We start from the raw sequence: 21,638 nt of genomic DNA, 5'->3' as shown, positions 1-21,638 counted from the left end.
CCGCGCCGCGGCCGCTCTCCAGGCCGGCGGCCCGTCACGGAGCAAGCCAGGTGGAGCCTCGATACCCGTTCGTTGCAGTCGATGTCCCCGAGCCGGAGGCCGACGAGATCGGCGCCCTGCTCTTCGAGCTGGGCGCCAGCGGCGTCGAGCAGCGCGACGAGCAGACCCTCGTCCGCGGCGCGCGCTCGGGCCAGGTGACGCTCGTCGCCAGCTTCGAGGATCACGGCGAGGCGATGGAGGCCATCGCGGCGCTCGGGGAGCAGTCGCCGCCGCTCGCCGCGCGGCTCGAGGAGGTGGTGGGCGACGCCTGGCGCGACGCGTGGAAGGAGCACTTCGCGCCGTTCGCGCTGACGCCCACGATCACGGTCGTGCCGCCGTGGGCGGAGCGCGCGCCCGAGCGCGAGGGCGAGCGGGTGCTCCTGCTCGAGCCGGGCAGGGCGTTCGGCACGGGGCTCCATGCGACGACGGCGCTCGTGGCGGAGCTCCTCGACGAGCACGCGGCGGAGCTCCGCGGTCGCGAGCTCCTCGACGTGGGCACGGGCAGCGGCATCCTCGCGCTCGTCGCGCTGGTGCTCGGCGCGGAGCGGGCGATCGCGATCGACAACGACGAGGACGTGATCGAGGTGGTGCTCGAGAACGCGGCGCGCAACGGCCTCGAGGGTCGCATCGAGGCGAGCGCCGGCGTGGTCGAGGGGGTGACGCGGCGGTTCCCGTGGGTCGTCGCGAACATCGAGGCGCGGGTGCTGCGGCCCTTGGCGCCGGAGCTCGCGCGTGTGCTCGAGCCGGGCGGCTGGCTGATCCTGTCGGGCATCCTCGAGAGCGAGCGCGACGATCTGATCGCGCGGTACACGTCGCTGCCGCGCGCGCTCGAGCACGTCGCGACCCGGCCGGATCCCGCGTCGCCGGGCGGCGATCGCAGGGCGGGGCGGGGCGACGCGGGCGGCGAGGGCTGGGTGGCGCTCCTGTTCCGCGCGCCGGGCGGCGCGGCGTCCTCGCCGGGATGAGCGGCCCGGGGCTCTTGCGGGTGCCGCTCGGCGCGATCGCGGCCGGCGTGATCGCGCTGCCGCCCGAGGCGGCGAGCTACGTCGTGCGGGTGCACCGCCTCCGCGAGGGGGATCGGTTCGTCGTGTTCGATCCGGAGCTCGGGGTCGAGGCGGAGGCCACGCTCGAGTCGATCGGCCGCCGCGGGGCGGAGGCGCGCATCGACGCGCCCCGCCCGGCCGCGCTGCGGCCAGGCCGGCGCGTGACGTGGATCCAGGCCGTGGGCAAGGGCGACAAGATGGACGCGGTGGTGCGCGACGCGACCGAGCTCGGGGCGACGCGGATCATCCCGGCGATCTCGGCGCGGAGCGTGGCGCGGCCCGCCGAGGAGAGGAGCCAGCGCTGGCGCCGGATCGCGGTCGAGGCGGCGCGGCAGTGCGGCCGCGGGGACGCGCCCCGGGTGGAGGCGCCGATGAGCCTCGCGGCGGCGCTCGCCGAGGCGCAGGCGGCGCCGTCGACCGAGGGCGGCGCGCTGGGGATGTGCCTGGATCCCTACGCGGAGACGCCGCTCGGCGCGCGGCTGGCCGCGCTGTCGCCGGGCATGGAGGCGGCGTTCGCGGTCGGGCCGGAGGGCGGGTTCACGCCGGAGGAGCTCGGCATGTGCGCGGCGCTCGGGTTCGAGCGGGTGCGCCTCGGCGCGCTGACGCTGCGCACGGAGACGGTGTGCGCGGCGGCGCTCGGGGCGCTGATCGCGGTGAGCGACGCGCGCGCGGGGTGATGGGGCGGCGGTCGGCGAGCGGCGCGCTGGCCAGCGCTGGTCGCAGCGCCAGCGGCTCGCCGTCGCGAGGTGCGGCGCGGTGGATCGCGGCGTTGCTCGGCGCGCTCTGCGCGTGCGGCAACACGGCAGACGCTCCGAGGAGCGCGCGCGCGCCGGCGCCCGACGGTGCCGCGCTCGGTCCAGCGGAGCCCGACCCTGTGCCGGCAGCGCCGACCCTGGCCGTCACCGCCGCGACCGCGCCCCCCGAGCCGGCGCCGTGGCCCCGAGCGCGCCCGCCGCGCGTCGAGACGGACTGGTGCATCGATGGCGTCGACGCGCTCGACGAGGAGACCTGCTACGTCCTGCCCGACGCGCCGACCCGGACGCTGCTGCTCTATCTCCACGGCATCGTCCCGCCGGGGAAGGAGAGCCAGCAGAAGACCAACTTCGAGACGGTCGTGTCCCGCGCCGCACGGCGCGCGGGCGTCGCCGCGCTGATGCCGCGCGGCAAGGTCGGCCTCGCGCCGAAGGGGTACGCGAGCTGGTGGGGCTGGCCGACGGGCGGGCGGGCGTACGACGAGCACGCCGCTCCGCTCGTCGCGACGTTCGCGGAGAAGCGGCGGAAGCTCGAGGAGATCGCCGGCGCCCCGTTCTCGCGCGTGTACGTCGCCGGCTCGTCGTCGGGCGCGTACTTCGCCGCGGCGCTCGCGCTGCGCGGCGGGATCGACGCCGACGGGTTCGGCGCGATGTCCGGCGGGGGAGGTCGCGCGACGCCCGAGCTCTCGACGCTCGCGCCGAGGCCGTTCTACATCGGCTTCGGCGCCCACGACACGGTGGGCGGCTCGGCTCGCGCCCTCGCCGGCGTCCTGCGCGGCGCGGGCTGGCCCGTGCGCGTCGCCGAGCACCCGTTCGGCCACGGCGCGAAGGAGGTGTACCTGGACGAGGCGTTCGCCTTCTGGCGCGAGCACGAGGCGCGCTGATGATGATCTCCGCGTCGTGCTTGACCATCCCGGCGATGCCGTCTCTGACCCCGAGACCCATGTCACGGTCGTGCGCGCCAAGGAGCGCCGCGGCACGGTCGTGCGAGGGAGATCACTCGCCGCGACCGAGGAAGTCCATCAGCCAGGTCATTGCCGGCCGCATCGTGCCGTCCGGGTACAGGAGGCCCGTGCGGTCCCTCCAGGTGGAGCCGACGACGTAGCCCCAGAGGGTGATGCCCTTGACGGCGCTGTGGTCGTAGAACATCGGGAACTGCTCCTCCATCACCCTGCGCTGCTCGTCGTCGTCCGCGAGGTCGATGTCGTACTCGGTGATGTACACGGGCAGGCCCGTGGCGGCGAGCCTGTCGATGTAGCCCTTCACGGTGCTGGTGTCGATCTTGTACGCGTCGTGGGCCTCCGCGCCGAGGCCGTCGATCGGGGCGCCCGCCTCCAGCGCCGCCTTCACGATCTCGACGAAGTGGTTGTGATCGCTCTCGTACTCGATGTTGTTGTAGTCGTTGAGGATCAAGGTCGCGTCCGGGCAGAACTCGCGAGCCCACTTGAAGGAGTTGACGATCCAGTCATAGCCGCTCTTGCCGCCGCCTCCGATGGCGTTCATGAAGGGAGGCAAGGTGTGGGGCGGCGGCTCGTTGACGACGACGATGTACTTCGTGTCGGGGTACCGCTCGCAGAACGCCTGCATCCAGTCCCTCACGGCCTGCCGCTGCTCCTCCGCGGGGAGCCTCGTGAGCCACGCCGCCTGCGTGGCACCCCACACGAAGCTGTGCTGCATGAAGGGGATGTCGTTGTCCTGCGCGTACTCGTAGATCGCGTCGAGCCTGCTCCAGTCTCGAACGCCGCGGCTCGTCTCGACAGAGGGCCACTTGCCCTCGATCTCGGGCGTGATCTGGTTCCAGTGCTGGATGAAGCCGTCGCGCACCTGGCCGTTCGTCGTGATGTTGCCGACGAACTTGCCGGTGCTGCCGCTCGAGCCACCCGACCCGTCGCTGGAACCGCCAGCCCCGGAGCTGCTCGGTCCAGCGCCTCCGGCGCCTCCGTTGCCGCCGTCGCCGGAGCCGCCCGTACCAGAGCCCAGAGCGCCCGTGCTGCCCGTGCCGGCTCCGCCGGCGCCCGTTGCGCCGGCGCTGGCGCCATGGCCCCCCGCTCCCGTCGTGCCGCCCGCGCTCGACGAGCCGCTCGGGCCATCGTCAGCCTTGTCCACCTTGCCAGAGCAGCCGGAGAGGGCCGCGATCCCGAGTGCGATCGAGGTTGTGCTGCACAGCCATCGAGAAGAACGGTTCTTGTTCATGCCAACCATCCGCAAGCAGAAGGATCGTGACCGGTGACTCCCGGAGCGGGAAAGCCGAGGGGAGCAGCGCGAGGTAGAGAGCATGCGCCCAGCGCCACGCACGCCGGACAGACCCGCCCCTGGAGTTCCCGTTGCCCCTCGGATCTATCACGACCCGTGCCGTGGAGCGATCCTCCACGGTCACGAGAGCGGGCGAACAGCGTGAGAAGCGACGCGGCGCGCCGCACCCTCGCGGCGCTGGCGCAGGCGCTGGCCTGGTCCTCGGCGCTGCGTCCGCGAAAGTGCTCTTGCGCGCTCCGGCGTAGCCTACACGGGGGCTTCCGTGGGATCGCGCGCTCGGCGTTCTTACATTCGCTCGGGTCTCGCGGTAGAACGCGAGGTCCGTCAGGTAAGACAGCATGATCTACAGCTTCCCAAGCTATGTGCCCGGCATTGCGATCGCCGTCGCGGTGCTTGCCGCGTCGATCGGCGTGCTCCTGCTGTGGAGGCGTCAGCCGCTGGTGGTTGCCTTGATCGCATTCGGGGTTTCTGCGGTAGCGGGTGGCCTCTTCGCGCCGATGCTGGCGATGGATCGGGTCGTCCTCGACGACGAGAAGCTGGAGCAGACCACGGGGTTCTGGTTCGCGCCGACCGTGAAGGGATTTCGTCTCGCTGAGGTCGAGTCCATCGCGATTGGCACCGCCAGGGATAGAAAGAATCGCGAGATTGAGGTGTGGATTGTGAAGGGGAGGGACGGCCAGGTGCAAGAGATCGACCCTGGTGACCTCTGGGAGATGAACGGTCAGGACATCCTCCGGCGCCTGAGAGAAAAAGGGATCGACGTCAGGCGATGAGGAGAGGTTTGCTCGTCTCACGCTCGGTGTAGGCGACCGCTGCCGAGGCGTTCGCGTTGCGCGGCGCGCGGCGCCCGAGGCCTCAGCCGAGCCACGCCTCGGCGAGCGCCAGCAGCCGCGCGTTCTCGGGGACGTTCTCGAGGAAGCACCGCCGGATCTCCACGTCCGGGATCCGGTCCGCGCGCGCGAGCAGGGCCGCGCGCGCCGCCGCCAGGGCCGCGCGCGCCTCGTCGGTCGACCCCGCTGCGTGGAGCGCCTCGGCGTGCACCAGCGCGAGTTCGGTCGCCTCCGGAGGTCTGATCCCGAGCGCTTGCAGGCGCGCCACGAGGTCCTCTGCGATCGCCGCGGCCTCGGCGGCGCGGCCCTGGGCGAGCCTCACCCGCGCGAGCACCGATCGGGCCCAGTCATGGGCCAGCGAGGGCATCGCGAGCCCCTCTATCGCCGCGAGCACCTCGCGCTCGGCCGCGGCGAGGTCGCCGTGCCGGTAGAGCAGGCTCGCATGCAGCAGGCGCGTCAGTCTCTCGAATTTCCGATCCTGCTGCGCCGCGAGGGCGCTGGCGAGGTCGGCGATATCCGTGATCGCCTCGTCGATCCGGCCGCGCGCGCAGCGCAGGACCGCGCGCGACCAGCGTGCTATCCCGCCGCTCACGTCGGCTCGGGAGCTCCCCTCGGGCAGGAGGGCGCGCAGGATCTCCTCGGCACGGTCGTGGACCCCGAGCTCGACGTAGGCCCGGGCGATGCCGGCGCGCGCGTACTCCACCGGCAGCCGCATCCCCACCGCGTCGAACGCGGCCTCGGCCTGGCGCAGGAGCTGGAGCGCCGCCCAGCCGTCACCGCGAAGATGGCGCGCCTCCTCCGCATGCATCACGCGCCTATAGCCGGACACAAGCAGATCTCGGCGGCCGAGCGATTCGTCGAGGCGATCGAGCCGCGCGCGACAGGCCTCGGCCAGCTCACATTGCTCCATGGATATCAGCCGGAACCCGGCAATATACAGCGCTTGAGCGAAGGCCGCGGCCGCCCCGGGATCAGGATCCATCGCGAGGAGATCTCCAGAGACCGGATCGATGAGCTCCGCCGAACCGCGCTCCTCCAGCAGGTTCCAGAGCAGCTTGGCCGTCGCCTGGCACCAGTTCCGGCTCCCCGGTCGGGCGAGGCGCTGCACCTGCTTCGCCAGAGCACCGGCCCGAGCCTTCTCCCCTACCCAGGAGAGCGCCTCGCACTGCAGAAGCCGCAGCGCCGCGTGGAGCTCGCCCTCGGCGCCGCACTGCACGCCGCGCTCCGCGCGCTCGATCGCCCCCGCTGTGTCGCCCCCGCGCAGGAGCAGCTCCGCCGCCTCCAGGTAGCGGGCCGCCGCCTGGGCGCGCTCGCCGCCGCGCTCCAGGTGCTCGGCGAGCACCCCGGGATCGCTCTCGCCCGCCGCCGTGAGCCACGCCGCGGCCAGCTTGTGCCCGAGCGCGCGATCGGCGTCGGTCAGGGTCGCGTACGCGCCCTCGCGCAGCAGCGCGTGGCGGAACGCCAGCTCCTCCTCGCCCGGAAAGCGGCTCTCGGCGCGGCGCTCGAGCACCTCCCGCGCGACGAGCGACGCGAGCGCTCCGCTCACCGGCGAGGCGGGCTCGCCGCAGGGCAGCTGCGGCGCCTCGCCATCCCAGGCCGCCGCGCCCGTCGCGGGCAGGGTCACGTCATCGCCCCCGGGCGGGGGACGGCCCCCGGCCTGAGGGGCGAGATCGCCGCCGAGCAGGCGCCGCGCCCCGCCGGCCCAGAACACCTCGCCGAAGACGCTGGCCGCGCGCAGCACCCGCCGCTCCGCCGGATCGAGCGCGCCGATCCGCGCGTGCACCATGGCCAGCACGGTCTCGGGCAGCGCCTCGCCCCGCCCCTCGCTGACCGCGCGGAGGAGCTCCTCCAGATAGAACGGGTTGCCGGCCGCGCGCTCGACAAGCTCGGCGATCCTGGTCGCGCCCACGGCGTCGCCGAGCGCGTGCACGGCGAGCCGCTCGGCCGCGCGGCGCGGCAGCGGGGCGAGCCGGATCTCCTGGACGCTGCGCTCGGCCCACAGCCCGGGGAAGCGCTCGTGCACCTCGGGGCGCCCGAGCGCCAGCACGAAGAGCGGCCGATCCTCGAGCCGGCGCAGCGCCTCACCCAGGAGCCGCACCGAGGGCAGATCGCCCCAGTGCAGATCGTCGAGCGCCAGCAGGATCGGCCGGGCCTCGACCTCGGCGGCCACGAAGCGCTCGAAGGCGCGGGCGATCTGCTCCGCCATCGCCGCCGGGTGCTGGCGCGCCGCGCGGAGGGCGGGGCTCTCCTCGTCGGGGAAGGGCGCGCCCGCGATCTCGCCGAGCATCTCCGCGACGCGGCGCTGCTCGGCCTCGGGCACGCGCCGCGCGACCCGCGCGCGGATCCGCGCCTGCCGCTCGCCGAGCGGCGCGCCGGCCAGCGCGCCGCTGGCGCAGCGGATGGCCTCGCCCAGCACCCCGAAGGGCGCGCCCTCGCCCACCACGTCGGCGCGGCCCGTCCAGATCTCCACGTCGGGCCGGAGCGCGCGGATGCGCTGGAGCGCCTCGTCGCAGAGGCGCGACTTGCCGATGCCCGGCGGCCCGGTCACCAGCGCCGCCCGGGCGAGCCCCTCGCCGGCGCACTCCTCGAAGAGGTCCACGAGCGCGCGGATCTCGCGGTCGCGGCCGACGCACGGGCTCTCTCGCCCGAGCAGCATGCGCGCGCCCCCGCGCGCCTCCCGCTCGCCGTGGAGCTCGAAGCCGGCCGGGCCGCGCCGCACCTCGAAGCGGGGGTCGAGCAGCGCCCGGGTCACCTCGTCGATCATCGCGACGCCCGCCGCGGGCGGCGCGCTGGCCACCATGGTGGCGGCGCGATCGATGAGATCCCCGACCGGCGTCTGCCCGGTGAGCTCCGCGCGCCCGGTGACGACCGCGATCCGCGCCGCGCCCCCGCTGTCATCGAGCAGCGGCCCCAGCACCATCGCGCACCGGGCTGCGCGCGCGGCCTGATCGGTCGCGCTCCCCTTGCTGTGGAGGCTCACCAGCACCCCGCCGCCGGCGAGCTGGTCCACCCGGCCGCCGAGACGGGAGATCGCGGCCTCGAGGCGCCGCCGCCGCGCCGCCGGCACCTCGGAGGGCAGCGTCTCGCCGGCCGCGCCGGCGGCGCCCGCCGGCACCTCGGAGGGCAGCGTCTCGCCGCCGGCCGCGCAGGCGGCGTCCGCTGGCGCGGCCATGACCAGCGAGAGCACGCGCTGCTCCCCCGCGGTGAGCGCCGCGCCGGGGACCGGCGCCGGCTCGCCGCCCTGCGCCCCGAGCGCGCGCAGCGCCGCGGCGACCTCGGCGGCGCTTGCTGGCCGTGCCGCCGGGTCCTTGGCGAGCAGGCGCGCGACCAGCGCATCGAGCGCCGGCGGCACGTCGGGCCGGAGCTCGCGCACCCGCGGCGCGGGCTCGATCAGCAGCCGCGCCAGCACCGCGAGGACGTCCGTCCCCGCGAAGGCTGGCCGGCCGGTGAGGCACTCGAAGAGCACGGCCCCCAGCGCGAAGACGTCGGCGCGCGCATCGGCGCGCTCGCCGCGTGCCTGCTCCGGGGCCAGGTAGCCCGGGGTGCCCATCACCACGTCGGTCCGGGTGTGCAGGCTCGTCGCGCCGCTGAGGCGCGCGATGCCGAAGTCGATGAGCTTGATGCGGCGCGGGTCGCCGCCGACAAGGAAGATGTTCGAGGGCTTGATATCGCGGTGGATCACGCCGCGCGCGTGCGCCGCGGCGAGCGCCTCGGCCGCGGCGAGGGCGAGGGCCACGCTGTCGTCCACGCCGAGGCCCGCGCGCGCGATCCGCGCGGCGAGGTCCTCGCCCTCGAGCCACTCCATGGCCAGCCAGCGCTGCCCCGCGTCGGTCACCCCCTGGGCGACGAAGCGCACGATGCCAGCGTGGCTCAGGCCGGCGAGGATGCGGCACTCCGCGGCAAAGCGCTCTTCCTGGCGGTCGCCCTCGCCCGCAAGGAGCTTGAGCGCGACCGGCTCGCCGCGGGCGCGATCGAGGGCGCGGTAGACGAAGCCCATGCCGCCCCGGCCAGCCTGGCGCTCGATCACGAAGCGCTGGGCGAGGAGGTCGCCCGGCTGTGCGCTGGCTGGCGGCAGCATGGCGAGAGGATGGGGCAGGGGTGCAGCGCGGTCGAGGGCGCGGCGCCGCAGCGGAGGTTCCCGGCGCGGCGCCGCTTCGAGCTGGCGGCCTTGGCGCCATGGTGGTTGTCCTGCTGAACCGGGGAAACCTCCCGTAGCAGCGCCTGGAGCGCAGGCGAGATGCCCGGTCGGGCCGTGTTCGCTCAGCCGTCCGGCGTCTGAGCCTTGAGCAGGTACAGGCGCGTGAGGGGCCCCTGGACGACCGTGCTGCGCTCGAGCTCTTCGCTTGCGCGGCTCTCCGCGTTGATATCGTTCAGCGTGAGCAGCAGCCGATCGGACGTCGAAATCCCCAGCGTGTGGATGTGTCGCAGGCTCTGATGGGGTGCGACTGCCACTCTCCGCCATGGCGCCGCCACCCCTGAGCAGGAGCTCTCCTCGCGTTCTCCCGTCGTTTCGCGCCGGCATGGGGTGTGCTCGACGTCGAGCGTCATGCCGACGCTCGAGCACAACGCCCTCGTCGAGATGTTCCGCGAGGACATCTCCGGCGCCGGGGCGTCAGCGGCAGAAATGTCTATTATTTCAATGGGTTCTGACTGACGCCTGGCCGAGTCGTCTTCCGGCGTGGCCCAACGCGGGCCCAACGAACCGCCTGTGAAGGCGCCAGCGTCCGCCGTGGCGGGGGCGGGGACCTCGCCCGGGGGCGCCATCTGACCGGGCGGCGCGCCGGAGGCGGAAGGTTCGGCGCTCGCCGAGCCCGTGTCTGCTCCAGCGGACGCACTATGGCCTCCTCCTACCGAGCCGCCCTTTCCTCTCAGCTCGGGGATCGCCTCGTCCAGGGGGATAAAGTCGCCCAGCCCAAGCTCGGCGATCTTGCGCGCGGCGCGCTTGTAGTGGTGGATCTGGCCGCTCGACTTGTGTCCGGTTCGACTCCGTGGTCTCGAACAGCTCGGGTCGATCGACTCCCGCGCGTTGGAGGTGATCTCTGAAGCGTTCCGCCCCGTGACAACCCGGCAAGGGGTCCCCCTTTGGCCCGGCGAAGACACGCCGATTGTCCGGCCAGAGCTCGCGATAAGCACGAAGCGCGCGCACCACATCAGGCGATAGTGCCCAGGCGCGGGGGTCATCGGTCTTGTTCTCATCGAGAACAACGGCTCCCCGGTCAAGGTCGACGTCCGACCATTCGAGAGTTCCGGCCTCGTCGGCTCGCATTCCCTCGCGCGTGAGGAAGCCATAGTAGATCCGGAAGCACAGCGGGACCATCTGACTCCTCATGAGGCGCTGATCCTCGTCAGGGTACAAGTACCCCTTTGCCTTATTATTCTCTATCTTCGGAATCCACCCGCGCGGCAGCGGGTTGTGCGCAATGATGCGCGCCGGATAGGCCGCCAGTGCCAATAGCCGATGGATGACGATCGCAATATTCCGGCGCGATCCGGGCTCCAGGTGCGCCGGCAGCCGTGACATCGCGTGGTCGGCATGGTCGAGTGTGAAGCGCACGAGGGGAACGGGGCCTAGCACGTCGAGCACGTGGCCCAGCCTCTGCTCATATTTATCGGCGGTCCGAATCGCCTTCACATGGTCCGGATACTGCTCGGCAAGCTTTCCAGAAAGAACCCGCTCAGCGAACTCGGCGAAGGTGGTTTCCCCGGAGGCACGGGCGCGCGCTTCGCCCCTGCACAGGTGGTTGATCGCGAGCCGGACGTCACGGAGCGCGCTCCCCTCGCGCGCGGCAGCCTGCTCCAGCAGCGGCAGGCCGAGCACGATCTGCCCGGCAGCGAGCAGGTGCCGGCTGAGATCGGCCAACACTTCCAGCCGCGCGTTGGCGTCGTGCTCGGTCCGGCACGTCGGCAGGCTGAACGTGCGTCGCCCCGCCTCGCCGAGGCTCAGACGCGCGGTCCACGTGTTCCTGCGCAACCGGACTGACCCGGAGCCGTTGGCGCGCTTGTCGCCTGCCGCTGATGGCGCGGTGCCCTGCGGGCGCTCTGCAGAGTTCGACGCTCCCGGTAAGCTCGCACCGGGCGCGGCTCCCGCCTCCGGCGGCGAGGCGCGCCCGCCAGGGCGGCTCGCACGTGCGCGGCGCTCGGTCGATCCAGTTGAAGGAACGGACGAGGTAGCGACTGCCGGCGAGCGCTTGGCGCGCGCCCGCCGCTGCGGTACGTCGGTCATGGGTCGGTCTCCGGGAAAGCGGGGGTCGATCAAGGGCCCGTCCGGCGTTGGTAGCGCCGAGCGGGCCCGCTCTACTTCAGCGGCAGCCTAGCACGCCTCGCATCTGCGTGACGGGCGCTCGCTCGGCCGGTGGGCGGCTGCGGAACAGGTTCGAGCCCGGCAGAGGCCAGCACGGCGGCAACCCGAGTGTTCTCATCCGCCTCGGCGGTGCGACGCGACGCCGGCTCACTGGCCAGCGCCCGCAGGTACGCAACGAACGACTCGCGCTGGACCAAGCGCAACTTGCCGAGTTTGGTGATCAGCAGGGGAACGCCCGGCGCGCGGATCGTGTCGAGGAAGACGCGCGCCGGGATGCCGGTGACCGCCTCGACGTTCTTCTGCGAGAGCATCTCCGGCTGCGGCGCCGTGATCGTCAGCCCATCCAGCGGGATCGCGAGCGTTGCGGTTGCCGTCGCCGTCGCTGGCTGACCGATCACCTTCGGGTTGGACCATCCGCCGCTGGGCGTCTCCAGACTCTCTCTGTCGATGGCGAGCGTGCCGTTACCAGCCTGACGAAGAGCAAGCGGTGCCGATACACGCGCGAGAGCCGCTCGTGTCATGCCATACCTCCCTCCGTGTTGGGTTCGTGCGCGACCGTGACCGCCGCTTCTCGATCGCTCGGACGTGGGCTTGAGATCGCGGGCGTCCCGCGCTCCGCCGCCTCCCACGCGGCTCGAAGGCTGCTTGCAAGTTTTCCTCCCCCCTCCATCGGCGGTCCCATTCGCTTCAGCGCCTCCAGGCGCACAGCCTCCAGCCTCGACCGGCGCGGCGCCGTCGCCCGGCGCTTCTCCACGAGCTCACCGAGCACCTGCGCCGCGCGCTCCCACTGCTCCGCCGCCCCCGGCGCGTGCGCGATCCTTCGCACGGCGTTCCAGGGCGCTTCAAGCTGATCACAGAGGTTGCCGATCTCGGGGTGCAGCCGCGCGATCGCGCGCAGGTGGCACCGGGTCTGCTTGTTCATCTGGAAACACTCTTCCAGGACGTGGCTCGGCGCGCGGACAACTCCGCACGCGAGCTCGTACCAGCGCCGCGAGCTCATGCGTCTACAAAAGCACCGAACCACAAACCTGCCAGAGCGAAGCCTTCATTTTCCGTTCAACTTTAAAGAGCGTTAAAGCACCGTACAAGAGTCGGCTCCTGGCGAGGGCGACGGCATTAAAGTCTGATGTCGCGTGCGACCAAGAGGACGCCGGTTCTCACGTGGCACCGTGACCTGACTGGCATTCGCTGGGGCCCGATCACGTGACCTCGGTGTGCGGGGTGACCCCTCCGGCGATCCCACGGGCCGGTCGTCGAGCGGGGCCAGCTCCCTCGGCGTCGCGGCCGCGCCGCGCTGGGCGTCCACCTGGGCGAGCTCCGCCTTGCGCCAGCCTCTCGCCTGGACGAGCTCCGCGGCCCCGTGCGCCGTGTTCGCGGCCCGCGGCGTGCTCGGCTCCAGGCCCAGGCCACCCCGGCGTCCGCCGGGAAGAGCTCACGCCGCGCCCTTCGGGCGGCCCCGCGGTCGTGCCCGCCGCGCGCCGCCCTTACATACGTATGCGACAAAACGGAGGTCGGCGGCTCGCCGGAGCCCTTCAGCCGACCCCGCGCAAAATTACCAAATCGACCCCCTTCGCGCGCCCCAAATCGGCCCCTCGGGAGCTCCCTCGAAGCGGTCTAACTGCGCGTCACCAGAGCGGTTTCCACACCTGACCAGATCCCGGTAACTCACGACGAGATACCGGGTCGTCAGAATTACCATTTCGAGCCTCCTCACGGGCTCTCGTTCAAGCTCCGTCCTGATCCCGACCCCCCCACGACGGAGGTTCGGATGTGGCAGGAGCAGCTACCCTCGCGCCGTCGGCGGCTCCAGACGCGCGGTCGTCAGGCCGCGCTGGCGGGCAACGCTGCTACACGTGCGGCATCGTGCGCAGCCCCAGGCGTTCGGCCGTCAGCGCGCGGTGACCGCGGCCGGCCCCACAGCGCGCTCCGACGAGCCGCCCGCACCCGGAACGGCCGGGCAGGGGCGACGTCGTGCGGCTCCAATCCCGAGAGAGAGAGAGTGCCGACGGCATCCGCAAGGAGGAGGAAGCGATCTGGCGCGCGCTGCGAACTGTCGCGCTCGAGCGTGCTGGCTAGAGTTCGTCACGTCGAAGGGTGGCGGGCATGAGCGCGACACCTCGCGCTCGACACGCTACGCGAGCTCCCGTCGCGCCCTCACCGCTGGCTTCACCCACCGGTGAGGGCAGCGCAGGTGCGAGTGTGAGCGCGTTTCCTGGGCCCTCGAGCATGGCCCGTTGAGCACGCGCGTGAAGATTGAGGGAGACTCGATCAAGAAGATCGAGGGACGCACGGCGTCATGGAACAAGGCGCGGACGACGGCCTTCAGCCGCGCAAGGCAGCGTGATTGCCGCCCGCTCACCCGTCTGGACGATCGTTCGTCCGAGCAGCGGGCCGCCGGTGGGCGCCACCGGTGCGACGCGAGCGCGACGAGGCCACCGGCGCCTGTTGACGGGGTGGCCAACCGCGGCGATCACGCGTCGTCGGTGGGCCGGCCAAGCGGCGGCCATCTGGCGCCGCCATGGCGGAAACGGCCGCCGTCACCCGCCGCCCGCGCCAAGTGTTCACCGCGGTGGTGCCCAAGCCGCCGGGTGTCGTGCACGCTCACGACCTTCCGGCGAGCGGCAGCGGGACCGTGAAGTGCGATGCGGCAAAGGCAGCCTCGATGCAGCCGCCAACGCCGAAGCGCGCCTCGCCCGGCCCCGTGCCACCTCGCGCGGAGCGGACATCCGCGCCGGGGGGCGCCGCCGTACCCTTCAGCCCGCAAACGTTCTCCTCACCGCCGCTCGCAGCAGCACCCGCCGGGCCCGCCGTGATGCCCGCGGCTTGCTGCGCGGTGGCCGCTGTTGCCGGCGACGTCGTGATCACGGAGTTCGGCATCTCCGTCCGCCACCTCGACAGGCTGCTCGGCGGCCTGCTGCTCGCGACCTCGCCGCGAATCGACTGGGCCAAGCTCATCCGTCGAACGTTCGGGCTCGACGCCCTCCGTTGCGCGCATTGCGCCGGCCGCCTGCGCCTTCTCGCCGCCATCACCGAGAAGGCGACCGCCAGGAAGATCCTGGAACACCTCGGCCTGCCCGCCGATCCGACCTCGCCGCGATCCCGGACCCGCGACCCGGAGACGACCCGGCCTCCTGGATGGACGGCGCCGCAGAGTAGCGAGCCGCCACGAAACCGCCGACGGTCACCCGACCAGACGCCGGGACGAGCCGAACGTGTGGGCGCGTGGCACGCCGGCGCCCCCGTTTGGACGAGCTCAATCTGGGCGGCGCGTACAGTAGAGTGGTAACCGCTGAGCCTAACGGGACACGCTTACCTGCTAAAATTACTCGGTTTTTCTGGATGGCACGACCACGTCGTGGTTGTGGCGTTAGGTTAACTGGATGGGCGGGGCAAATTTCCTCTTCACTTCGGGAAGTCGGTAGGGCTCCCTATCCGCCTCACAGCTCAGTGGAACGAAGTTGTTCACACATGGAAAGCCGTTCGCGCATTGAGAAGATATCGCGACGGCGATAACCAAGGCATCTGGACGCTTGGCAGCCCACACCCATCAGATGCGGCAATACCGCTGATCGCGATAGGCAGAACAGGCCGGAAGAAGCCAGACACACTCATGGAGAAGGCACTGGAGCTGTTCCAAATCTCATGGCACCAACGAAGCTCCACCGCCCGTGCTCGTTATTCAACTGGACCTCGCTGAACTCGGGAAAGTCTTTTGGAAAGACAACAATCGATACGAACCCCAAGGCATAATCTATGATGAAGACTCGCGCGGCAGGACTTTGAGTGCGATTTGGTGGATGCTCACTTCGCGTGCGCAGGTGATGATAATGACACACATCAAGTGGACTCATTGCCTCGCGCCTTAGGCCAGGCTCCAGGCGACCTCGCTCACCTGTTCCCCTTGTCGACGAGGATCAGCCCCCGGCGATCCCGGGTTTCACCAGCCAGAGCAGCTCCAGGGAGCGTGGTCCTCCCGTGGATCCACCGAAATCAGATGAGCACGCCCGCTCCCGCCTCCGCTTCCGCCGAGCGCTATATGTGCTGTTTGGTTGAAATGCTCGTACAAGGCCGCTTGTCCGGCGCAGGCAGCAGGGCAGCCAGCCGCGAATCGCGATGCGCCGGGATGATCTGGCTCACGGCCACGCCGACGTCCCCCCGGATGCTCAATGCGATCCGGTACGCAGGGAGCAAGGAATGCTGCGTCGTCCACCGGTCGGCTGCATAATAGCCGAACTCCACCTGCTTCACCGAGAAGTCCAACCCGCACCGCGACTCCGCCAGCGCCGAATGGAGGTACGGCTGTGCATCATGTTGCAAGGCCTCTTCCAGCGAAATGAGGTCGACGATCTCCGTCGTGCGGATGAGCGGTCGCCAATTGCGCTCGTACCCGACGACATCCCCTCCTTCGATCATGCAAGTGACGAAGGCCCCGGGGCCGATCCACGAGATTTCGTCGAAGACGCGGCGGCATCGCAAGACGGCGTTATTTCTGATGACGCTGGCCATATCTCCAGCTCCGTGAATTCCTTGTGAGCTCACGAAGGAAAGGTCGCACGGGCGGAGCTGGTCGGAGCCATCGATAGGCCAGAGCGCGAATCGTCCGAGGAACTGCTCTGCAATGGCCGTCGCCGCCTCCATGCACGCCACGTCCGTGGTGCCCGTATAGGCGCGGTGCAGGTTTTTGTACTCGACGCACCCGGACGGGAACCAGGCCCGCACCCGATGTCCATTGGGGTGCGTGAGCACGAGCCGGTCCTCGTGGCAGACAGGGTCGGCCGTCGCTTGACAAGCGCCCTGGCCGACGGAGAGGGCCAGGGCCCATCGGCGTGCCTCGGCGATCAACTCTTCGCGTGGCGGCTGCCGCAGGCCGTGGATCGGGAGCCGCTTTCGTTCGGTCGCCTCCCGGCTGGCTTTCTGGACCAGATCGTTGTCGCAGAGCGATTTCAGGATGTCCGATGAAATCATGACTTCTGCCCTTTCATGTACGCTCGAGCCACCTGTAGTGCAGCCATGCGATCTCGGAGGGAGGTGTGTCGGGAAAAGTGATTCCTCTGCCCCAATAATGATCGTTGCTCAGCGTGGTTGCGTTATAATCGGGATCCCCGCGGCGCCACGTCTCCGCGCGTTCGGCGGAGAAGGCGGCCGGCTTGTTTTCGATGCCCATTGCATCGAGCCAGGCCGCGGACACGGGATCCCCGTCGAGCAGGTTCTCCGCGAAGCCGCGCCCGACATTGGCGAAGTCAGCGCAGCTGACCATCTCTCCCCACGCCCCCAGCATGATGTGGAGGCGGCCGAAGATGTTGCTGTAGTTTTTCCATCCCGTCTCCCTGAATTTCAGCGTCTCGCAGCTCCACAGCGCGATCCAATCGCAGTCCCAATTGTCACCGAGGTGCCAGGTCCGAGACGGGCTGGACCAATTGTCGAATTTGGAGTTGAACACAATATGGGCGCCGGCGCCGTCCGGCTGGCGGATGTAGCTGTGCCCCGCGAAGAACCAGAGGTCGACGCCGTCTGCGTACGTGACGTCGTTTCCCCTTTTGGCAGAGTCCTTGATGTCGGTCTCCCAGACATCGCCGCCCCCGAAGTAGAACGGGCAGGTTTCCCCCGCGCCGGTCATTACCTCGTAGAATCCGTTGGTGATGTTGTAGCTGTAGTCCAGGTCGGTCCACCCACCGACGCCTTTCGGGATGGGTGCAGGAACGACCGTTCCGTCCTTCAGCAATGTATCGTTGTTCTGGCGGTACTGATCGTACCAGCGAATACTCTCGAGCCCAATCGTCGCCATGACGTCGCCTCCCACGTATCTGCATCGACACAATGTCCCACGCTTGCAAAGCGGTCTCCGTCGCGCGGGGGGCTGCGACCCGCTCTGCGGGTCGAAATCAGGGGGGGGGGAACGGGCAGCAGAGCGCCTTGCTGCCGGTGAAGCAGCCGTTGCCGAAAGTGGGGTGCGTCAGGAGCGGCAGCGACATCATCAGGTTGTGTGCCTCGGTGTAGTTGCGGGCATAACCCCAGACGAAGTCGTTCCCGCAGTCGGAGCTGCAGAACGGCGCGGTGCCGCTCCAATAGCAGGGCCGGGGCTCTCCTGCCTCCGGCTCGACGCGCGGAAACGACGGGTCCGAGAGGGTTATCGCCTGCGGGTTCGCTTCGGCCGGGCTCGTGCCCCGGGACACGCATGCGCCGCCGAGCATCGGGGCCGCCGCCAATAGAACGAAGCTCGCCGCGATTTTTTTCCAGGAACTCATAGACCTCGCTCCCTCCATCATCGATGATGCGCCCTCCGCGCACGACCTCTCGATGTCCGTCCCGACGATTCGCGGTGCAATTCTGGATCCCACGGCTGCCGTGCTTCCGGTGCGCACGAGGCGATCCAAAGCGCACCATGAGGCGAGCCATGAAGCCAATTCGTGGAATGCGTGTCGGCAATCGGCGCGCAAGTAAAGTGTGGCTTGCGGCGCATACGTAAAAGATGCCGTTCGCGGAGATGCGCCCACACGCGGCGGGCCGGTTGCGTCGACGCCACGATGACGCGGGTTCGTCGGCAGCTAGATCGTGGCCTCGTCATCCCTCAGAAGCCCGTCAATCTTGCTTAGCAAATCTCGCTTGACCCGCTGCCGGTTCAGTTCGTCTTCGTAACCGGCCTTGACAGATGCCACCTTGACAACTCCCTTGATCGTCATCAGAGCGTCGATCGTTCGCTGCGCCTCATCGTCATCCAAGTCGCGCCGAAAGTGGACAACCAGGCCCTTGACGCTCATTGCAATCCCACTCCCCGCACAGAGATCTCGCTGGCTTCCCGAACCATAATGATATTACGCAATTCACCCATGGCTCCCTACTCCCGGAAGTGTCGTGTTCAGCGGAGAGCGCTCTACGTCCTCCCAATCGGCAGCCGTTGCGGAACCCGGCCCGCCTTCGTCACGCTGCACCGGGAAGCTCGTCAGCGTCGCAGCGCGCCGGGCGGGCTCAGTCCCCGTGGCGGCGCGGACAGGGAGCGGCGACCGAAGCCGCTGCTGTGGAGGCGGCGGGAGCTTCGCCCGCGGGCTCCTGGCCGCAAGCTCGGGAGACGGCACCACAGGCGGAGGAACGTCGAGCGCGCGCGGAGGTAGCGTCGGCGGTGTCGAGCTCTGCACCGGCGACGACGCGGGACACACCGAGCTCTCGCGCTTGGTGATGGGCTCGCCGACCTGGATCACCACGGTCTCCTCGGCGTCTGTCCGGTAGTCGTCGTGCAGCCGCCAGAGGCGCTCCCAGTACCGCGCCGGCGTACCGGTGAAGGCCTCCAGCTGCCGCGCGAGGCCGGGCGTCATAGGGAGGTCGCTCCTCAGCAGCCGCTCCACCTCCCTCGGCTCCAACCCCGTGCTCTCGGCCAGCTTCCTCCTCCACGAAGGCATCGTCGCGCAGAGCGACTCGAGGACCCTTCCTGGCCGGGGGACGGGGCGCGCACGGGCGTCTGTCAGCTCTGCGAGCGCCGCGTCGACGTGACAGTCCAGAAGGCGCCGATAGCGGTCGCGGTCCCCCACGGCCTGCTCCTTCGCATCGGTGAGGGCTGCCTCCTCGTCGTCATGCGCGTGCTCACGCGCCTCGCGAAGCCCCCGCTCCCGTCCCAGCGCTTCGCGCGCGGTGACCGCAAAGCCGATCGCGACACAGGCTATCATCGCGAGCCCGAGCGGCGAAATGAGCCACATCGCACCAAGTAGATCCTCCATCGTATTCATCGCGTTTCGTCTCCTGGACGTGATCGCTCATGTCGGGATGCAAGGCGGATCTTCGCCTTGTGCTGTCCGAAGACATCACCAAGCTCACCGCCTGTGAGCTGCCGAAGAACAGTCGAGGATTCAGCGAAGCTGCCGGAGGAGTGCTTCGCGCTCGGCGACGAACCGCCCACGGGGGAACTCCTGCGCGTGGGTGTTCAGCAGCCGGAGAGCCTCGACGTTCGCCGTGACATTGCGGGCCTCGATGGCCCTCCGAGCCTGGTTGATCAGGCTCCGCTCGCGCTCGCTGCCGGTCGATCGAACGGCGCTCGCTGGAGGCGCGGGCCGGCGATCTGTCGTCGTTGAGGGAACAGGCGTGCTGCTCGCCACCGCCTGCACGCGCGCGCTTCCTTGCGCCCTCGGCGCCGACATCCCGCGCGCGATCGGCGCGGCCGGTGCTGCGGCGCTGTGCGCGCGTTCTCCTCCGGCGGGCGCTTCGGCGCTGTGCGCGCCGTCTCGCGCAGGCGACGCCGCACTCTCCTGCGCAGCGGGCGGGGTGGCAGGGACCGCCGCCGCCCCGTACCACGATTGCAGGTCGGGCAGGGACGACACCGAGGAGACGAGCGCGCCGGTCAGCACGGCGAGCGCACCCTGAACGAGGATCCTCACGCCCAGGCGGCGTAGCGAGGCCACCCACGACGCGGGACGGCCGAAGCCCAGTGCGAGCGGCACGCAGAGGCGATCGTCCCTTCCCTGCGAGCGCTCCTGCGCCTGCCACCGCTCCCGCTGCACCCGGAGCTCCTGGTGCGCCCGCCAGAGTCGCGTCCTCACCGTGTCCAGCGGAAGTCCCTGCTCGGCCGCGATCTCGGCGAGCGGGATCTCTTGGAGGTCGTGCTTGATCACGACATCCCGGTACTTGGGATCAAGTTGGTCTATCAGCTCCCGCGTGAACTTTTCCCGCTGCCGTCTCCGGAGCAGCTCTTCCGGCGTGGGGTACTCGTCTCGGATCTCGCACTCATCGAACGACGTCAGCACCTCGCCGCGGCAGCGTGCGTCACGGACGTGATTGCGCGCCTGGTTGATGGCGATCGTGACCCGGTACGGCGCTGGGTCTGCCCCCGGGTCGAGCCGCTTGTCGGCCTCCAGCCCGCGCAGCAGCGCTTCCTGAGCGATATCCTCGGCGTTTCGCTCCGGCACGCCGTGGCGCCTGGCGAGGCGCCGGAAGAGCTCGAAGCCGGGGAAGACGGTCGGTGGCTTGCCCACGCTAAGCAGCACACTTGAGCGGGCCCAAACGCTTCAAAAAAGAACCAACGAGCAATATTGGTCGGATAATGTAAGGTAAGGTGTCATCTTTGGCCACGCGAAAGCGGGTCCAGAGGACGACTGAGCACATTCCGTCATACGACCGCCAATTCTCGCGCAAACGGCCGAGGCGTCGCAATTCCTGGCGGTTGACGCCGAACGGCCGGCGTCAGTACCGTCCCTGGATGCGTTGCATCGCGCATTCGCTCTCGATATTTCTCACGCTCGGGGCCGCAACAGGCTTCCCGACCTCGGCCAGCGCCGATGATGGCCCCCCGAAGGCGCAACAGACTTCACGAAGTCTGCCAGCGCCGCCGATGTCCCCCCCGAAGGCGGGACCGAACGACAGCTCATCGGTGAAGGACCATGTTCGCCGTGGTCAGAGAGCGCGCAATGCCGGGCGGTGGAGCGAGGCATACGCTGCCTACAAGGCTGCTTTCGACGCCGCGGACCCGACGACCAGCACCGAGCGAGAGCGGGCGGAGATCGCCGGCGAGCTCGGCCTTTGCGAGGTCGCGTTGCACAAGTATCGCGATGCGGCCGAGCACCTTGCCAAGAGTCTCGAACAGCGCGAAGCGCTGCCGGACGCGCTCGAGCGGCGATTCCAGGCAGCCCAGCGCGAGGCAGTGAAGCGCGTCGCTACGCTCGTGCTCTCGGTGGATCCGCCCGACGCGGAGGTGCTCATCGACGGCGAGCGCGTCGGACGGACCGCGCGCACCTATACGCTCTTCTTCGAGCCGGGGGACAAACACATGGTGCGGGGCCGTGCACCGGGCCACGCGGACGCGTTTCAGGGGTTCCTTGGCGTGGCGGGCGTAGAGCACGAGATGACGATGGAGCTGTCCCGCGCGGCGGCAGGGAGCGCCACGGAGGCGAGCAGCACGAAGGACACCGCGCCAGCGACGCCGCCCGCCTTGCGCCCGCTGCCCGCCTTGCGCACGTTGCCCGCTGCGCGCGCGAAGGCTCCCTCCCCGTGGGCCTCCTGGCCGGGGACGCTGCGCATCACGGGGATCGCGGTCACGACGGCTGGCGTGGCGGTGGGCACCATCCTCGTGATCCACGCGGGCAAGCTCGATGACGACCTGAGCGCCCGGCGTGACTGGCTCCTAAGCGAGCCGTCGTCGAGCACGTCGATGTGCTGGCACGCACCTCGGAACTCGCCATGTGGCGAGCTGGCGCACCTCCAGGACGCGCGAAACACGTTCGGCCGCGCCGGTCTGGCAACGGTGATCACGGGTGGTGTCATCGGTGCCGTGACTGCCGCGTCCTTCTTCACGGACTTCTCTTTCCTGAGATTCAAGCCGGCTCAGGATCGGGTCAACGTATCGCCCGTGGCGAATGGGAACGAAATCGGCGCGCGACTCGAGGGGGTATGGTGAGCACGCGGGGGGCCGAGAGAATGGGTCCGCTGGCAGACCGAGGCG

Annotated in this window: 18 protein-coding genes; 6 read left to right on the top strand and 12 right to left on the bottom strand. The window is 70.2% G+C overall.

The features are described 5' to 3' along the window. Window positions 1–50 precede the first annotated feature (50 nt). From WMF39_RS38425 to WMF39_RS38415, 3 genes are read left to right on the top strand one after another with little or no spacing between them, the layout of a single operon-like run. The gene (locus WMF39_RS38425; RefSeq protein WP_437741436.1) at window positions 51–1,004 is read left to right on the top strand and encodes a 50S ribosomal protein L11 methyltransferase; all 954 of its coding nucleotides are present in this window, start codon (window positions 51–53) and stop codon (window positions 1,002–1,004) included. Beyond that, on the top strand, window positions 1,001–1,759 hold the full coding sequence (locus WMF39_RS38420; RefSeq protein WP_437741435.1) for an RsmE family RNA methyltransferase: 759 nt from the start codon (window positions 1,001–1,003) through the stop codon (window positions 1,757–1,759). Before WMF39_RS38425 ends, WMF39_RS38420 begins: the two co-directional genes overlap by 4 nt. After that, window positions 1,759–2,718: an alpha/beta hydrolase gene (locus WMF39_RS38415; RefSeq protein WP_437741434.1), complete on the top strand. Its 960-nt coding sequence runs from the start codon at window positions 1,759–1,761 to the stop codon at window positions 2,716–2,718. The genes WMF39_RS38420 and WMF39_RS38415 overlap by 1 nt, the downstream gene beginning before the upstream one ends. Before the next feature lie 112 nt (window positions 2,719–2,830). On the opposite strand, the gene WMF39_RS38410 is transcribed toward WMF39_RS38415, so the two are convergent. Beyond that, window positions 2,831–4,027 carry an endo-1,4-beta-xylanase gene (locus WMF39_RS38410; RefSeq protein WP_437741433.1) on the bottom strand — a complete coding sequence of 399 codons (1,197 nt, stop codon included), beginning with the start codon at window positions 4,025–4,027 and terminating at the stop codon, window positions 2,831–2,833. Between the two features lie 398 nt (window positions 4,028–4,425). On the opposite strand from WMF39_RS38410, the gene WMF39_RS38405 reads away from it, so the two are divergent. After that, on the top strand, window positions 4,426–4,860 hold the full coding sequence (locus WMF39_RS38405; RefSeq protein WP_437741432.1) for a hypothetical protein: 435 nt from the start codon (window positions 4,426–4,428) through the stop codon (window positions 4,858–4,860). 82 nt (window positions 4,861–4,942) lie between these two features. Here the strand turns inward: WMF39_RS38405 and WMF39_RS38400 are convergent, their stop codons facing one another. The 5 genes from WMF39_RS38400 to WMF39_RS38380 form a co-directional block, all read right to left on the bottom strand. Beyond that, the gene (locus tag WMF39_RS38400; RefSeq protein ID WP_437741431.1) at window positions 4,943–8,995 is read right to left on the bottom strand and encodes a serine/threonine-protein kinase; all 4,053 of its coding nucleotides are present in this window, start codon (window positions 8,993–8,995) and stop codon (window positions 4,943–4,945) included. A gap of 182 nt (window positions 8,996–9,177) precedes the next feature. Beyond that, window positions 9,178–9,465 (bottom strand): hypothetical protein, encoded by a 288-nt coding sequence (locus WMF39_RS38395; protein WP_437741430.1) that lies wholly within the window; start codon window positions 9,463–9,465, stop codon window positions 9,178–9,180. A gap of 286 nt (window positions 9,466–9,751) precedes the next feature. After that, window positions 9,752–11,140, bottom strand: coding sequence for a tyrosine-type recombinase/integrase (locus WMF39_RS38390; RefSeq protein ID WP_437741429.1), 1,389 nt, complete (start codon window positions 11,138–11,140; stop codon window positions 9,752–9,754). A gap of 71 nt (window positions 11,141–11,211) precedes the next feature. Further along, the gene (locus tag WMF39_RS38385) at window positions 11,212–11,739 is read right to left on the bottom strand and encodes a hypothetical protein (protein ID WP_437741428.1); all 528 of its coding nucleotides are present in this window, start codon (window positions 11,737–11,739) and stop codon (window positions 11,212–11,214) included. Further along, window positions 11,736–12,140, bottom strand: a complete 405-nt coding sequence (locus tag WMF39_RS38380; RefSeq protein ID WP_437741427.1) for a hypothetical protein — start codon at window positions 12,138–12,140, stop codon at window positions 11,736–11,738. The genes WMF39_RS38385 and WMF39_RS38380 overlap by 4 nt, the downstream gene beginning before the upstream one ends. A gap of 1,596 nt (window positions 12,141–13,736) precedes the next feature. Between WMF39_RS38380 and WMF39_RS38375 the strand changes: the two genes are divergently transcribed. Next, on the top strand, window positions 13,737–14,504 hold the full coding sequence (locus tag WMF39_RS38375) for a transposase (RefSeq protein ID WP_437741426.1): 768 nt from the start codon (window positions 13,737–13,739) through the stop codon (window positions 14,502–14,504). Window positions 14,505–15,250: 746 nt separating this feature from the next. Here WMF39_RS38375 and WMF39_RS38370 read toward each other — a convergent pair. From WMF39_RS38370 to WMF39_RS38345, 6 genes are all read right to left on the bottom strand, one after another. Then, window positions 15,251–16,183, bottom strand: coding sequence for a hypothetical protein (locus WMF39_RS38370; RefSeq protein ID WP_437741425.1), 933 nt, complete (start codon window positions 16,181–16,183; stop codon window positions 15,251–15,253). Window positions 16,184–16,196: 13 nt separating this feature from the next. After that, the gene (locus tag WMF39_RS38365; RefSeq protein ID WP_437741424.1) at window positions 16,197–17,003 is read right to left on the bottom strand and encodes a DUF6345 domain-containing protein; all 807 of its coding nucleotides are present in this window, start codon (window positions 17,001–17,003) and stop codon (window positions 16,197–16,199) included. A 97-nt stretch (window positions 17,004–17,100) separates the two neighbouring features. Beyond that, the gene (locus tag WMF39_RS38360; RefSeq protein WP_437741423.1) at window positions 17,101–17,463 is read right to left on the bottom strand and encodes a hypothetical protein; all 363 of its coding nucleotides are present in this window, start codon (window positions 17,461–17,463) and stop codon (window positions 17,101–17,103) included. Between the two features lie 300 nt (window positions 17,464–17,763). Further along, entirely contained in the window at window positions 17,764–17,976 is a 213-nt protein-coding gene (locus WMF39_RS38355) for a hypothetical protein (RefSeq protein ID WP_437741422.1), read from the bottom strand. A gap of 63 nt (window positions 17,977–18,039) precedes the next feature. After that, window positions 18,040–18,936 carry a helix-turn-helix transcriptional regulator gene (locus WMF39_RS38350; RefSeq protein WP_437741421.1) on the bottom strand — a complete coding sequence of 299 codons (897 nt, stop codon included), beginning with the start codon at window positions 18,934–18,936 and terminating at the stop codon, window positions 18,040–18,042. A gap of 120 nt (window positions 18,937–19,056) precedes the next feature. Beyond that, window positions 19,057–20,175: an RNA polymerase sigma factor gene (locus WMF39_RS38345; protein ID WP_437741420.1), complete on the bottom strand. Its 1,119-nt coding sequence runs from the start codon at window positions 20,173–20,175 to the stop codon at window positions 19,057–19,059. Window positions 20,176–20,264: 89 nt separating this feature from the next. On the opposite strand from WMF39_RS38345, the gene WMF39_RS38340 reads away from it, so the two are divergent. Further along, complete coding sequence (locus WMF39_RS38340; protein WP_437741419.1) at window positions 20,265–21,593, top strand: hypothetical protein; 1,329 nt, start codon at window positions 20,265–20,267, stop codon at window positions 21,591–21,593. Window positions 21,594–21,638 lie beyond the last annotated feature (45 nt).

It is taken from the genome of Sorangium sp. So ce1504 (genome assembly GCF_051521635.1).
In the GTDB taxonomy this organism is placed as follows: Bacteria; Myxococcota_A; Polyangia; order Polyangiales; family Polyangiaceae; genus Sorangium; species Sorangium cellulosum_B.
Note: the sequence above shows the minus strand (reverse complement) of the source record. Positions and strands in the feature narration are given on the sequence as shown.

What these genes read in the sequence shown, in the direction of transcription:
- WMF39_RS38420 (WP_437741435.1), top strand. Translation starts at nt 1,001, where the DNA reads ATGAGCGGCCCGGGGCTCTTGCGGGTGCCGCTCGGCGCGATCGCGGCC.
- WMF39_RS38415 (WP_437741434.1), top strand. Translation starts at nt 1,759, where the DNA reads ATGGGGCGGCGGTCGGCGAGCGGCGCGCTGGCCAGCGCTGGTCGCAGC.
- WMF39_RS38410 (WP_437741433.1), bottom strand. Translation starts at nt 4,027, where the DNA reads ATGAACAAGAACCGTTCTTCTCGATGGCTGTGCAGCACAACCTCGATC.
- WMF39_RS38405 (WP_437741432.1), top strand. Translation starts at nt 4,426, where the DNA reads ATGATCTACAGCTTCCCAAGCTATGTGCCCGGCATTGCGATCGCCGTC.
- WMF39_RS38400 (WP_437741431.1), bottom strand. Translation starts at nt 8,995, where the DNA reads ATGCTGCCGCCAGCCAGCGCACAGCCGGGCGACCTCCTCGCCCAGCGC.
- WMF39_RS38395 (WP_437741430.1), bottom strand. Translation starts at nt 9,465, where the DNA reads ATGACGCTCGACGTCGAGCACACCCCATGCCGGCGCGAAACGACGGGA.
- WMF39_RS38390 (WP_437741429.1), bottom strand. Translation starts at nt 11,140, where the DNA reads ATGACCGACGTACCGCAGCGGCGGGCGCGCGCCAAGCGCTCGCCGGCA.
- WMF39_RS38385 (WP_437741428.1), bottom strand. Translation starts at nt 11,739, where the DNA reads ATGACACGAGCGGCTCTCGCGCGTGTATCGGCACCGCTTGCTCTTCGT.
- WMF39_RS38380 (WP_437741427.1), bottom strand. Translation starts at nt 12,140, where the DNA reads ATGAACAAGCAGACCCGGTGCCACCTGCGCGCGATCGCGCGGCTGCAC.
- WMF39_RS38375 (WP_437741426.1), top strand. Translation starts at nt 13,737, where the DNA reads ATGGCGGAAACGGCCGCCGTCACCCGCCGCCCGCGCCAAGTGTTCACC.
- WMF39_RS38370 (WP_437741425.1), bottom strand. Translation starts at nt 16,183, where the DNA reads ATGATTTCATCGGACATCCTGAAATCGCTCTGCGACAACGATCTGGTC.
- WMF39_RS38365 (WP_437741424.1), bottom strand. Translation starts at nt 17,003, where the DNA reads ATGGCGACGATTGGGCTCGAGAGTATTCGCTGGTACGATCAGTACCGC.
- WMF39_RS38360 (WP_437741423.1), bottom strand. Translation starts at nt 17,463, where the DNA reads ATGAGTTCCTGGAAAAAAATCGCGGCGAGCTTCGTTCTATTGGCGGCG.
- WMF39_RS38355 (WP_437741422.1), bottom strand. Translation starts at nt 17,976, where the DNA reads ATGAGCGTCAAGGGCCTGGTTGTCCACTTTCGGCGCGACTTGGATGAC.
- WMF39_RS38350 (WP_437741421.1), bottom strand. Translation starts at nt 18,936, where the DNA reads ATGAATACGATGGAGGATCTACTTGGTGCGATGTGGCTCATTTCGCCG.